Here is a 12,024-nt window from a genome sequence, read left to right on the forward strand (position 1 = left end):
TTCGTTTCGCCCATGCCAAGCAGGGGCGCGGCCGTCTTTTGCTCGTTGAAGGCGGTGCCGGTGTTGGGTTTGAAGGGGGCGGTTTGAGTGTTCATGCCGCCATGGTCGGCGGCATGAGGGGGGCGGGATTAGAGGGCGGGTGTCAGTAAATGACCGGTGCGGGGCCAGCTCTACGTTCGCAGGACGGACGACTTACGGTAGATGTCCGCTCCTTTTTCGGTCAGGCGGTAACGGTTGCCCTCCCAAGTAGTGACCTGCTCGACGATGTCTGCCGCGCCCAGATCTATAAGTGCGTTAGTGAGCAGGTTGGCTGGGACACCCATTGCAAAAAATTTATCGATGGAGATGCCTCCGGTCTGGCCCCTCGTTTGATGCAAGATCTTGATGATCTGGAACTCAACGGAGCTGCGGTCGAAGTACCTCTTTGGAGCGGCGCTAACCGCCGTTGTCGGCGCAGTTTCGGCCTGACTGAGCGTGATGGTTTCGGTCCGTTTCCCCAGGTTCGGCTGATGTTTGTAAAAGAGAGGAGGCGTTGAGTTTGCTTCCACTGTGTCGACACCGAACCCGAACCACAAAAACAAGACCGACAACATTGCTGTCACTGCAATGGCGATTTTGTGGTTCGGAAGCAAAGGGTTTTCAATGGTTGCGATCAAATACACCAAGCCACAGAACACACCTACCAAGGACAGGAACGCGCCGGTATTGAGGCAGCAATCTTCCTTCAAGGTGCTCATCGTCCAAGCCAGCGGATTCCTCATTCGCCACGTTCGTAACCACGCCCAGGTGGCTAAGACAACGGCAAGGATAATGCCGCCGACAACGGTATCCCTGACGCCTGGCGTCCAAATATCTCCCAACCCCATCACGCAGCTGCCTCTACTCCCGAAAGAGAGCGACTTTAACCGCGTTAGAGCTGCGTTAGAATCCGTTTTAGCCTGTTAGCCCTGCATAGCCGTTCGACGCGTAGCGGGCCATTCTGAGCGGTCACTCCTTGGGCGGCGTCGCGGCCTCTTTATCGGCGAGCAGCTGTTGCGCCCTGGCGAGCCTGGACACCCTCCCGGCGTTGTTTGGAATAGTATCGTCCCGCAAATAGGAGCAAGCAGGCCTTATTCGGTTGTTCCGATTCTCTTTTTTGCATACTCACCTCTCGTTTTTTGATATTTTTATTAAAATCAATGATATACGAAGAATCCGAACAAGGTTCGCCATCGGGACAGGCAGTTCCGTTTGCTATAGATGGGATAGGAACCCGAATTTTGACCGTTGCGGATTCTATCCGTCCCGAAAAGCGGCTGCTCAGGCCGCTGGGGTTGCCTTGTCGTCGCTACAGCGGTGGATTGCTGAAGAGGGGACGCCTGCGATCGATTCGGTTGCGCGGCTCGCTTACAACAAGGGCGTATCGCCGGACTGAATTGCCACCGGCTCCGGCAGCATGTATCGAAACGCGGCGGGGAGCCCTCAGACGAGGCGGGCGATCCGTACGCATATATCCCGCTGTACGATGCGCACTGCAATGCAGGCCACGGCTCGTGGAATGAGCGCTGCAAAGTTTTGACCCAGTTAGCCTTTACTCGATACACGCTGCGCAAAAAAGCTCGAACCCGGCGGCCCGATCGGCATTGCGCAAACCGGCTGGATGAGCTGCAGATTGTCGGTCGAACAGTATGGGCTGGTGGTTGGCTGATCTAACTCACTATTTGGTGAGTTACTGGATGCCAAAGAGCCCGCTAAATTGCGGACTCTTGGTTTAAATCGGTCGGCTACCGCTTAGCGCTGCTTTGGCACCGGCCCGTCTGTCGGTTCACCCAACGAACCCGCGCCGCGTCTGGCCTGCCCAGGTCCTCCCGCTTTGTTCCGGCTCATCCCACCGACTTTCCCCCTGTGCCATACATAAAATCTCCCCACACTTGTGAGCCTTTCGCCGAGCGATGGACGACGGCATAAGGACGGTCAGGCGAGACGTCCTGAAGCGGTAAACAAGCCGTTGAAATGTTTTGTGATTCAGCTCACGGTTAATCTAGAATCGCCGCCTTCATGGAAGATGGCTAATTGCTATGGAAGAGCAACAAGACAAACGCACGCTCCACGCCCTTCGAAAACACGTCGACGAAATGCTCGCTGCCGGCGCGACGATCGTCTCGCGGGATCCGGTGACGCTGTTGCGCGACGGCCAGACGCTGAAGATCAGGCATGGGATGCTCGTCGGCTACTCCGCGTTGCTCGATCTGGTCGAACCGATTTCCGACCATGAATGGCCGGACGCCCTGCGGCAGATGGCGATCGATCTTTGCATCCAGCAATTGGACGAAGCGATCCGCGCCCTGGAAGACAAGTCTGCTCCCGCGCGCCTGGGGCATTCGGCGAACGACAGCTAGACTGGCCCTCAGGTCTGCACAGGCTGTTCTTCGCGCCGCTGATGGTTACCGATGGCGCGTGTCGTGTTCCGGTTGCGTTGTTGCCGCTGACAAATAAATGTCCGGACGAAGCAACGCAACGGGCAGGACCTGATCAGAGAGGTATGGGTGCACACCGCAGCCATGTGATTTGAAGGGGGCTCTTCATGCTCGATCGAACTTCGTGCCACGGCTTCATCCCGCCCTACATCCTGCGGCACATCATCGATAACGGCTCGGAATGGCAGCGTGAACGTGCGCTGGGAACGCTGGGCCACGTGCGTGAGCTGTTGCCTAATCCAGGGCCGCCCAATCGCCAGCCAAGGGTCAGCGTGTTGCCCGAACGCGGCCAACCAGGCGAGCCGCGGCGCAGCATTCACGATGCCCAGCAGCAGATGGTGCTGCCGGGCGTGCTGGCGCGGATCGAAGGCCAGCCGCCGGTCGCCGACGCGGCGGTCGATGAGGCCTATGACGCGCTCGGCATCACGCATGAATTCTTCTGGCAAGCGTTCGGTCGAGATTCGATCGATAACCACGGCTTCCCGTTGGTCGGGACGGTGCACTACGGTGTCGGTTACGAGAACGCCTTCTGGAACGGCGCGCAGATGGTGTTCGGTGATGGCGACGGCGAAATTTTCAATCGCTTCACCCTTTCGCTGGATGTTGTGGCTCACGAGTTGGCCCATGGCGTCACCGAAAGCGAGGCCGGGCTGGTGTACTTCAATCAGTCCGGTGCCTTGAACGAGTCGGTTTCCGACGTATTCGGTGTGCTGGTCCGGCAGTTCAGCCTCAAACAGACGGCGGACCAGGCCGACTGGCTGATCGGTGCCGAGCTGCTGACCGACAACGTGCAGGGATCGGCGCTGCGTTCGATGGCCAACCCCGGCAGCGCCTATGACGACCCCGTGCTGGGCAAGGATCCGCAGCCCGGGCACATGCGCGACTTCATAGAAACGCGCGATGACAATGGTGGTGTGCACCTGAACTCCGGCATTCCCAACCGCGCGTTCTACCTGGCCGCCACGGCGATGGGCGGCCACGCTTGGGAGAAGGCCGGGCGCATCTGGTACGACACCCTGTGCGATCCTCGTCTGGCCAATGATGCGGATTTCGTCGCGTTTGCCCGACTGACCGTGGACAACGCGACCGTTCGCTTCGGTGACAGCGAGGCGCAGGCAGTGGAACAGTCTTGGGCGGGCGTCGGTGTGATGGTGAACTGAGGAGGCTCCATGAAACAGTTACCGGCATTGGGCAGTGACGCGACTGTCCGCCTGTCAAGGCAGGGTGGCATTGCCACGATGCAGGCGCTTAGCCGCCCGCGTGAGATTGATTTCGCCCGTTGCGACGAGCAGCAACGCGGGCAGATCTGCTCGGTATTGGAAGGCTGCCTGCCGCTGGCCACCAGTACCAGCGGGCAGGGTGACCGCCGTTATTACCAGATCGAGCTGCGCTACCGAGAAAATGAGCGTGACGACGAACTTGTTCTCCAGATCCCGGAGGAGCGGGCACCCGGTGAACTGGTGCGGCTCTGGGACAAAGGCGAGGTGTCTTGAGGGGCGCTTGTTCGCAGCGGTCATTGCGGCGCTAGAATCGCCGCCATCTTTGCTCAAGGGATTTCATTGATGTCTGAACTGCCATCCATTGCCTTTGCCGGCATCGGCCTGATGGGGCTGCGCATGTGCCGTCGGCTGCTCGCTGCCGGTTTTCCACTGAGTGTCTGGAACCGCTCGCCTGAAAAATGCATGCCCCTTGTCGATGCCGGCGCGCGGCTGGCGAACAGCCCCGCCGAGCTCTGCGCCGAGGCCGATGTGGTGCTGCTGTGTCTGGCCGATACAGCAGTGGTGCGCGAGGTGGTGTTCGGCGCTGGTGGCATCGTCGAGAGTGCTCGGGCGGGTCAGGTGCTGGTCGATCATTCCAGCCTGGAGCCGGCCGCCACGCGCGCCATGGCCGCGGAGCTCGAAGCACGCAGTGGCATGCGTTGGGTCGACGCACCGGTGTCAGGCGGTACGGCGGGCGCCGAGGTGGGGAGCCTGGCGATCATGGCCGGCGGGCGCCGCGAGGATGTCGAGCGGGTGCGCCCCGTATTGGCGTACCTGGGCCAGCGCTTGACGCACATGGGCGATGTCGGTGCTGGCCAGGTGACGAAAGCCTGCAACCAGATGATCGTGGCCTGCAATGCACTGGTCATCGCCGAGGTGGTGGCGCTGGCCGAGCGCTCCGGCGTCGACGCCAGCCTGATCGCACCGGCGCTCGCCGGTGGCTTCGCCGATTCCAAACCATTGCAAATTCTCGCCCCGCAGATGGCTAGCAGCGAGTTCGATCCGGTGAAATGGCACGTGCGGACCCTGCTCAAGGACCTCGACACGGCCGTGCAACTGTCCCGCGAAGAAGGCAGCGCCACTCCAATGACCGGGCTGGCGGCGCAGCTGATGCGACTGCATGGCAGCCAGGGAAACCTTGAAAACGATCCATCCACGCTGGTGAACATGTATCGGGAGCAGAACCCATGAAGATCGCCGCCAACCTGTCCATGCTGTTCAGCGAGCTGCCGCTTGCTGAACGCGTCATGGCGGCCCGCGTTGCCGGGTTCGATGGTGTCGAGATCCAGTTTCCCTATGAACTGCCAGCGATCCATCTCAAGGAACTGCTCGAACGTGCAGATTTGCCTTTGGTGCTGATCAACCTACCAGCCGGCGATTTCATGCACGGCGGTCCTGGCCTGGCTGCGGTACCGGCGCGTCAGGCCGACTTCGATGCTGCGTTGCAGGAGGCGCTGACTTACGCGGCCATGGTACGGCCGGTGTGCGTCAACGTACTGCCGGGCCGGCTGGCCGAAGGCGTGACTCGCGATCAGGCGCTCGAAACCCTGGCGGGCAACCTGCGCAAGAGCGCCGAGGCCTTCGCGTTGCTGGGCATTCGGGTGGTTTGCGAGGCGATCAACCCGTTGGATATGCCGGGCTTTCTGATCAACACGCCGGACGATCTGCACGCGTTGTTGCAGCGGGTCGATCACCCCAACTGCCAGGCGCAGCTGGACCTTTATCACATGGCTCGGCAGCAGCTGGACGTGGCTGCCGGTATTGGCCTGTTGGGGTCGCGCATTGGCCACGTGCAGTTCGCCGACTGCCCCGGCCGCGGCGCGCCCGGCACCGGTTCGCTGGCGTTCGAACCGTTGCTCGATGCGTTGCAGGCGGTGGGCTATGACGGCTGGTTGTCGGCCGAATATCGACCCGAAGGCACAGATACCGCTGCCGGCCTGGGCTGGCTGGAAACGTGGCGAAAACACTGAACGGTCGCATTGCCCGGCATAAGCGAAGATGATGGTGACAGACAGGCGAGCGCCGGCGCTCTAGAGTCGGCGTCGAGTCGGTCAGACGACCGGCGTATAACAATAAATCGAGAGCGACGTCATGCAGCCATCTACCCAAGCCGCGAACGCCTGGCGCGTCCTGTTCCTGCTGTTTCTGGCCAATCTGTTCAATTTCTTCGACCGGACCATTCCCGCCATCATTGCCGAACCGATCCGTCTGGAGTGGAACCTCAACGACTTCCAGTTGGGGCTGATCGGTACCGCGTTCACCATCATCTACGCGATAGCCGGTGTGCCCTTGGGGCGCATGGCCGACGTTGGATCGCGTCGCAAGATCATGGGCTGGGGCCTGACGGCCTGGAGCGGGCTAACGGCTGTAAATGGGCTGGCGTGGAATTTCTGGACGTTCCTGCTGGTGCGCATGGGCATCGGCATCGGCGAAGCCAGTTATGCGCCGGCCGCCAACTCACTGATCGGCGACCTGTTTCCGGCACACAAGCGCGCACGGGCGATGGGCATCTTCATGCTCGGCCTGCCGCTTGGGCTGCTGCTGGCCTTCTTCACCATTGGTTCGATGGTTGAGTACTTCGGCAGCTGGCGCGCACCCTTCTTTATCGCCGCCGTACCCGGGCTGGTGCTGGCGTTGTTCATTTTCTTCGTCAAAGAACCTCAACGCGGTGCCGCCGAGACGGTGAAAGTTTCCCAGGAACGCGTACAGCAGCCGGTACGCAAAGTGCTGGCGATTCGCACGTTCTGGTGGCTGGTGCTGGCAGGGCTGGCGTTCAACTTCGCGACCTACGCCTGCAACGCCTTCATGGTGCCGTTGCTGATGCGCTATCACGCCGTGCCATTGGTCGAAGCATCGATTGCCACCGGCGTGATCGTCGGATTGACCGGTCTTATCGGGCTGACTTTGGGCGGCTGGGTCGCCGACAAGATTCATCAGCGTTTCGCCCGTGGCCGGCTGATCTTCGCCGCCGTGAGCATGCTCATCGCCACGTTCGCCACCGGTTACGCACTGCTGGCGGGGCGCATAGAGGTTGGCGTGTTCGTCGCGGTGTTCAGCATTGGCTGGCTGTTCTCCTACAACTTCTACACATGCGTCTATACCGCCATTCAGGACGTGGTCGAGCCGCGTCTGCGCGCCACCGCCATGGCGCTGTTCTTCGCCGGGCTGTACCTGCTCGGCGGCGGCATGGGCACGGTGGTGGTGGGGCTGCTGTCGGATCATTTCGCCGAAGCGGCAATGCTCGCCGCGGGCGCCAGCGAGATGAGCGAAGTGTTCCGTGCGGAGGGCCTGCACGGCGCCATGTATCTGATTCCGGGCTCGCTGTTACTGACCATGGTATTTCTGTTCCAGGCCTCGCGTACTTTCTGTCATGACTCCAAGCGCATGACGGATGGCATGACCGACTCCGCCGCGGCTGTCGAGGCGGCGCTGGCCTGATCCTTCCCTGGTGCTGTGGTGAACAACCGCAGCACCAGGCGCAGCCTTGCCCTATCAAAACGACGATTGGCCGACATTTGGCTGCTGGCTCGCATAAACTGCGCGGCCGTTTTTGGCAGTCCGGAACGCACATGCACAATTCGTCACCCGCCCGCGCCTGCGGCATCGATTTCGGTACCTCCAACTCCACTGTCGGCTGGTGGCGTCCCGCCAGCGAGCCGCTGATCGTGCTCGAAGACGATCAGCACACGCTGCCATCGGTGGTGTTCTTCAACGCCGAGGAGCGTCGTCCTGTCTATGGACGTCTGGCACTGTCTGAATACCTGGAAGGCTACGAAGGGCGGCTGATGCGCTCGCTCAAGAGCCTGCTGGGCTCGAAGCTGCTGAAGAGCGAAACGACCGTGCTGGGCAGCGCCATGCCATTCAAGGACATCCTCGGATTGTTCCTCGGCACGCTCAAGCAGCGCGCCGAAACCCGCGCTGAACGAGTCTTCGACGAGGTGGTGCTGGGTCGCCCGGTGTTTTTCGTCGATGATGATCCGCAAGCCGATCGGGAAGCGGCGCAGACCCTGGCTGCGGCGGCGAACAAGATCGGCTTCAAAGATGTGTCGTTCCAATACGAACCCATCGCCGCGGCGTTCGATTACGAGTCGCGCATCGAGCAGGAAGAGCGGGTGCTGATCGTCGACATCGGCGGCGGTACCTCGGACTTTTCGCTGGTGCGGTTGTCTCCGCAACGTCGCCACATCGATGATCGACAGGACGACATCCTCGCCACCTCGGGCGTGCATATCGGCGGTACCGATTTCGACAAGCAGCTCAGCCTGCAGGGCGTGATGCCGCTGTTCGGCTATGGCAGTCGGATGAAAAGCGATGCGCCAATGCCCACTAGCACGCACCTCAATCTCGCGACCTGGCACACCATCAATGCGGTGTATGCGCCGGCCTCGCTGCGCGCGTTGCAGAGCATGCGCTACGACATCGTCGACCCGACGGGGATCGATCGCCTGTTCAGCCTGATCGAGCAGCGTGCCGGGCACTGGCTGGCGATGCAGGTGGAGCAGGGCAAGATCGAGCTGACCGAGCGGGACCGCTATCTGATCGACTTCGCGCGGATCGAGGCGGGGCTTCAGGCGAATCTGACCCGTGACGGCTTTGAGGCCGCAATCGACCCGTTGCTCGAACGAATCCGTAGCACCGTCAGTCAATTGCTGGCCAGTGCCGGGCTCAAGCATGAGGAAATCGACACGGTGTTCTTTACCGGCGGTTCCAGCGCGATTCCGGCACTGCGCGACAGTGTCGCCAGATTGCTGCCACGGGCGCGTCACGTCGAAGGGAATCGCTTCGGCAGTATCGGCAGCGGCCTGGCGATCGAGGCGCGTAAGCGCTACGGTTGATTACCCGTTAACGCCGGCGAAGTCGCACCGCGGCGGGCCTGATAGGAGTCCTCATGGGGTATAAGCTGCGTCCGCACGATCCTGCTGCCGAAGTACGCAAGGTGGCGCGTCAGGGTATCGACAAAGCCATGGAAGCGCTGGGCGCGCCGGTCGCGGAACGTGCCGAAGGGATTCACCAGGCGCGCAAGCGCTTCAAGGAGCTACGCGCGCTGTTGCGCTTGGTACGCGAGCCCTTGGGCGGCGAGTTCAAACGTGAGAACCAACGCTTGCGCGACCTTGGGCGTGCCTTGGCCGAGTCCCGCGATGCCGCTGCGATGCTCGAAAGCTGGGAGTTGCTGGCGAAGCGATTCCCGGATGCTTTTGCGGAGGCGGGGTTAAAGAACACGCGGCGGCGGCTGCGGGACCGGGCGCGACGTGGTGAGACCGAGACCAGCGGCATCGATCAACGAATTGTTGAGGCGAAAGCCGAGCTTCAGTCGCTACGCGAGCGGGTCGAGAAGTGGAAGCTGGCGACGAACGACTTTGATTTGTTCGCCGCTGGCGTGCACCGCACTTACGCGGATGGCTGTGCGGAGCTGGCCAAAGCCCGTCTTGATCTGAGCGATGAGCAGCTTCACCAGTGGCGCAAGCGGGTCAAGGATCACTGGTACCAGACGCGACTGCTCGCGCCGAGCTGGCCGACGCTGATGCAACTGCGTAGCGATACGCTCAAGCGCCTGGCCGACATGCTCGGCGACGATCACGACCTGGCGATGATGCAGCAGCTGAAACAACGGCAACCCGAGCTGTTTGGCGAGCCGAGCCAGCATGAGCGGCTAGACGTAATGATTGCCGAGCGTCGCAGCGAGCTGCAGAGCGGTGCGCTGAAGATCGGCAGCGAACTCTATGTCGAAGCTCCAGAGCAGTTGGTTGCGCGCTGGCGGCGCTATTGGAACGACGCACAGCGCTGAGCATCCCATGGCGGTCGATTTGCTCAGGCGGCCCGGCTGTTGATCTCGTGGATAGCCAGCATCTTTTCCAGTTCGGTACGGATGAAGGCGTCCTCACAGCCCGGTAGGTATTCGCGCAGCTTGCGGATCACCCACTGCTGCCCCCGATCAACGAAGGGCAGGCGCTCGTCCAGCGACTCGATAGCCATGGCCTTGTCATAGAACGCACCGGTTTCGCGGTTAGGCTCGATACCCAGGTGATTGAGGCAGTTGAGCACCAGCCTGCAGCTGTCGACCTCGCCCTGACGAATCTGCTCCAGAAGTTTTCGCTGCGCCGGATCTTTGCAATGCTGCAGGCTTTCACCCGCGACCTTGGCGCCCGCGCGTTCGGCACTCAGCAGATCCTGCAGCAATTGGGCTTCGCCTTGCGCCGTATTCAGGGGATGCTGATCATTCATGCGGGATCTCCTGTACTGGTGGCAATGACGCACGGCTGCGAGCGGCGTGCGTCAGGATGACTGCGTCGGGGGTTACAGCTTCTTCGCGGTCACGATCTTCACCGGCGTCAATGGCACGTTCTGCATCATGCTGCGATTGCCGGTCGGGACCTGGGCGATCTGGTCGACCACGTCCATGCCGCGCACCACCTTGGCGAACACCGCATAGCCGAAGTCGCGGCTGCCGTGGTCGAGGAAGGCATTGTCGCGGTGGTTGATGAAGAACTGGCTAGTAGCCGAATTAACATTCTGTGTGCGGGCCATGGCCAGGGTGCCGCGGACGTTGTGCAGGCCATTGTCGGCCTCGTTCTTGATGGGTTCGCCGGTCTTCTTCTGGTTCAGGCCTTCATTGAAGCCGCCGCCCTGCACCATGAAACCGGGGATCACGCGGTGGAATACGGTGCCGTCGTAAAAGCCGCTTTCGACGTAGCTGAGGAAGTTCTTCACGCTGATCGGCGCTTTCTCGGCCTCCAGCTCGATTTCGATTTCGCCCATGCTGGTGTTCAGCAGCACGCGCGGGTTTTCCGCCGCCAGCAGGTTTCCAGCGAGCAGCAATGAGCAGGCGGCGAGTAGGAGTCGTTTCATGATGTAGTCCTGGTGAGGGAGGAAGCCTGGGTGAGCCCACCGTTGGCAGGCTGCGATTGCGCATCGTACGTCTTGATCAGGTCGATGAGAATCTGGGTTGCCGGGCCGAGCGGCTTGTTCGGGTTAGTGTAGAGATAGAACAACGGGCGACGAATACTGCCTTGGACCAATGGCAACGGTTTGAGCACGCCTTCGGCCAGCTCGCGTCCGATCATGTGGCGCGGCAGCCAGGCGAAGCCGAGCCCGCTGCTGACGAAGCCCACCGAGGTGGCCAGGCTGCCCACGGTCCAGCGCTGTTCGGCGCCCAGCCAGCCGCTGTCGCGTGGTTGTCGCTGGCCGGAATCGCGCACCACCACCTGCATCTGGCTCTGCAGGTCCTGCACGCTGAGCTTGCGCTGCAACTGGTGCAGCGAATGGTCGGCGTGGGCGACGGCGATGAATTCCACGTGGCTCAGCTCCGCGCCGAGGTAGCCGGTGATATCCAGGGCGCTGATGGCGAGATCGGCGGTGCCGTCCTTGAGTACGTCCTCGACGCCGGACAGTACCTCTTCGCGTAGCCGAACCCGGCAACCGCGGCTTTTGGGCATGAACTCGGTCAACGCACGGATCAGTTTGGCGTTGGGGTAGGCGGCGTCCACCACCAGGCGGACCTCGGCTTCCCAACCCTGCTCCATGTGATGAGCCAGTTCTTCGAGCTGTCCGGCCTGGACGAGCAGTTGCCGGGAGCGGCGCAACAATACTTCGCCGGCGTCGGTGAGCACCGCCTTGCGGCCGTCGATACGCAGCAGTGGTACGCCCAGCTGCTCCTGCATGCGCGCTACGGTGTAGCTGACCGATGACTGCGAGCGGTGCAGCATCTCGGCGGCCTGGGCGAAGCCGCCGTGGTCGATCACCGCCTGCAGGGTTCGCCATTGATCGAGGGTCACGCGTGGCACTTTCATTCCATGGTTTTCCTGTGGCGTCTGTCTGGTACGCTGGCAAGCCTTGACAAGGAGCCCTTACAAAAATGAAAAGCATCTGCTTCGCCGCGCTCGCTTCGCTCGCCATCATCCCACTGAGCGCCCTGGCCGTCAGCTACCCAGTGGAAGTTGAGCAGGAACTCAACGGCGCCGACGTGCTGGCCACCACTGAAACCATCGACCGAGACATGGCCGGCCTGATACTGCAGAACTTCAGTGAACACCCGGTCGACTGCACCGCGGTGTTCCGCAATGGGCCGGAGGCGCCGCGAACCCGCCACACCGTCCTGAAGGCGGGCGAGCGTAAACCCATGGTCGCCAAGTTCAAGCGTGATGTGATCCGCCTGCGCATCAAGCTGACCTGTGAGCCGCAAACGTCTTCCTGACGGGCCGCTAGCGCCGCGTCCGCGGGCTCGGCTTGGCTGCGGCCGCATCGCCAGGCACCGGTCGCGCTCGCACGATCCGCAGATGCTCGCCGGGCCGGTTGAGCAGCTCAGGCCGCAT

General features: G+C 61.8%; 13 protein-coding genes. 9 read left to right on the forward strand and 4 right to left on the reverse strand.

Annotated elements, in window-relative coordinates; genetic code table 11:
• Positions 1-170 precede the first annotated feature (170 nt).
• Positions 171-737 carry a hypothetical protein gene (locus tag MCB86_RS16245; protein WP_239611486.1) on the reverse strand — a complete coding sequence of 189 codons (567 nt, stop codon included), beginning with the start codon at positions 735-737 and terminating at the stop codon, positions 171-173.
• A 1,320-nt stretch (positions 738-2,057) separates the two neighbouring features.
• Between MCB86_RS16245 and MCB86_RS16250 the strand changes: the two genes are divergently transcribed.
• From MCB86_RS16250 to MCB86_RS16285, 8 genes are all read left to right on the forward strand, one after another.
• The gene (locus MCB86_RS16250; protein ID WP_045163242.1) at positions 2,058-2,378 is read left to right on the forward strand and encodes a hypothetical protein; all 321 of its coding nucleotides are present in this window, start codon (positions 2,058-2,060) and stop codon (positions 2,376-2,378) included.
• Positions 2,379-2,563: 185 nt separating this feature from the next.
• Positions 2,564-3,616 carry a M4 family metallopeptidase gene (locus MCB86_RS16255; RefSeq protein WP_239611487.1) on the forward strand — a complete coding sequence of 351 codons (1,053 nt, stop codon included), beginning with the start codon at positions 2,564-2,566 and terminating at the stop codon, positions 3,614-3,616.
• Positions 3,617-3,625: 9 nt separating this feature from the next.
• Positions 3,626-3,949, forward strand: a complete 324-nt coding sequence (locus MCB86_RS16260; RefSeq protein ID WP_045163240.1) for a protealysin inhibitor emfourin — start codon at positions 3,626-3,628, stop codon at positions 3,947-3,949.
• 66 nt (positions 3,950-4,015) lie between these two features.
• Entirely contained in the window at positions 4,016-4,906 is an 891-nt protein-coding gene (locus tag MCB86_RS16265; RefSeq protein WP_239611488.1) for an NAD(P)-dependent oxidoreductase, read from the forward strand.
• On the forward strand, positions 4,903-5,685 hold the full coding sequence (locus MCB86_RS16270; protein ID WP_045163238.1) for a TIM barrel protein: 783 nt from the start codon (positions 4,903-4,905) through the stop codon (positions 5,683-5,685). The genes MCB86_RS16265 and MCB86_RS16270 overlap by 4 nt, the downstream gene beginning before the upstream one ends.
• Before the next feature lie 121 nt (positions 5,686-5,806).
• On the forward strand, positions 5,807-7,153 hold the full coding sequence (locus MCB86_RS16275; protein WP_045163237.1) for an MFS transporter: 1,347 nt from the start codon (positions 5,807-5,809) through the stop codon (positions 7,151-7,153).
• 131 nt (positions 7,154-7,284) lie between these two features.
• A complete protein-coding gene (locus tag MCB86_RS16280; protein ID WP_239611489.1) occupies positions 7,285-8,550 on the forward strand; it encodes an Hsp70 family protein in 1,266 nt (421 codons plus the stop codon).
• A gap of 53 nt (positions 8,551-8,603) precedes the next feature.
• Entirely contained in the window at positions 8,604-9,500 is an 897-nt protein-coding gene (locus MCB86_RS16285) for a CHAD domain-containing protein (protein WP_239611490.1), read from the forward strand.
• Positions 9,501-9,523: 23 nt separating this feature from the next.
• On the opposite strand, the gene MCB86_RS16290 is transcribed toward MCB86_RS16285, so the two are convergent.
• The 3 genes from MCB86_RS16290 to MCB86_RS16300 all read right to left on the reverse strand — a co-directional run bounded on the left by MCB86_RS16290 (position 9,524) and on the right by MCB86_RS16300 (position 11,502).
• The gene (locus MCB86_RS16290; protein WP_239611491.1) at positions 9,524-9,937 is read right to left on the reverse strand and encodes a DUF6306 domain-containing protein; all 414 of its coding nucleotides are present in this window, start codon (positions 9,935-9,937) and stop codon (positions 9,524-9,526) included.
• Between the two features lie 72 nt (positions 9,938-10,009).
• Positions 10,010-10,564, reverse strand: a complete 555-nt coding sequence (locus MCB86_RS16295; RefSeq protein ID WP_239611607.1) for a peptidylprolyl isomerase — start codon at positions 10,562-10,564, stop codon at positions 10,010-10,012.
• Complete coding sequence (locus MCB86_RS16300; protein WP_045163232.1) at positions 10,558-11,502, reverse strand: LysR family transcriptional regulator; 945 nt, start codon at positions 11,500-11,502, stop codon at positions 10,558-10,560. Before MCB86_RS16300 ends, MCB86_RS16295 begins: the two co-directional genes overlap by 7 nt.
• Before the next feature lie 65 nt (positions 11,503-11,567).
• Between MCB86_RS16300 and MCB86_RS16305 the strand changes: the two genes are divergently transcribed.
• Positions 11,568-11,906 (forward strand): hypothetical protein, encoded by a 339-nt coding sequence (locus MCB86_RS16305; protein WP_045163231.1) that lies wholly within the window; start codon positions 11,568-11,570, stop codon positions 11,904-11,906.
• Positions 11,907-12,024 lie beyond the last annotated feature (118 nt).

The sequence above is a fragment of the Pseudomonas sp. KSR10 genome, from assembly GCF_022355455.1.
In the GTDB taxonomy this organism is placed as follows: domain Bacteria; phylum Pseudomonadota; class Gammaproteobacteria; order Pseudomonadales; family Pseudomonadaceae; genus Stutzerimonas; species Stutzerimonas stutzeri_E.

Bases quoted from the DNA above. Each gene is read 5' to 3' on its own strand.
- MCB86_RS16250 (WP_045163242.1), top strand. From the start codon at position 2,058: ATGGAAGAGCAACAAGACAAACGCACGCTCCACGCCCTTCGAAAACAC.
- MCB86_RS16300 (WP_045163232.1), bottom strand. From the start codon at position 11,502: ATGAAAGTGCCACGCGTGACCCTCGATCAATGGCGAACCCTGCAGGCG.
- MCB86_RS16270 (WP_045163238.1), top strand. From the start codon at position 4,903: ATGAAGATCGCCGCCAACCTGTCCATGCTGTTCAGCGAGCTGCCGCTT.
- MCB86_RS16260 (WP_045163240.1), top strand. From the start codon at position 3,626: ATGAAACAGTTACCGGCATTGGGCAGTGACGCGACTGTCCGCCTGTCA.
- MCB86_RS16290 (WP_239611491.1), bottom strand. From the start codon at position 9,937: ATGAATGATCAGCATCCCCTGAATACGGCGCAAGGCGAAGCCCAATTG.
- MCB86_RS16255 (WP_239611487.1), top strand. From the start codon at position 2,564: ATGCTCGATCGAACTTCGTGCCACGGCTTCATCCCGCCCTACATCCTG.
- MCB86_RS16305 (WP_045163231.1), top strand. From the start codon at position 11,568: ATGAAAAGCATCTGCTTCGCCGCGCTCGCTTCGCTCGCCATCATCCCA.
- MCB86_RS16280 (WP_239611489.1), top strand. From the start codon at position 7,285: ATGCACAATTCGTCACCCGCCCGCGCCTGCGGCATCGATTTCGGTACC.
- MCB86_RS16285 (WP_239611490.1), top strand. From the start codon at position 8,604: ATGGGGTATAAGCTGCGTCCGCACGATCCTGCTGCCGAAGTACGCAAG.
- MCB86_RS16275 (WP_045163237.1), top strand. From the start codon at position 5,807: ATGCAGCCATCTACCCAAGCCGCGAACGCCTGGCGCGTCCTGTTCCTG.
- MCB86_RS16245 (WP_239611486.1), bottom strand. From the start codon at position 737: ATGAGCACCTTGAAGGAAGATTGCTGCCTCAATACCGGCGCGTTCCTG.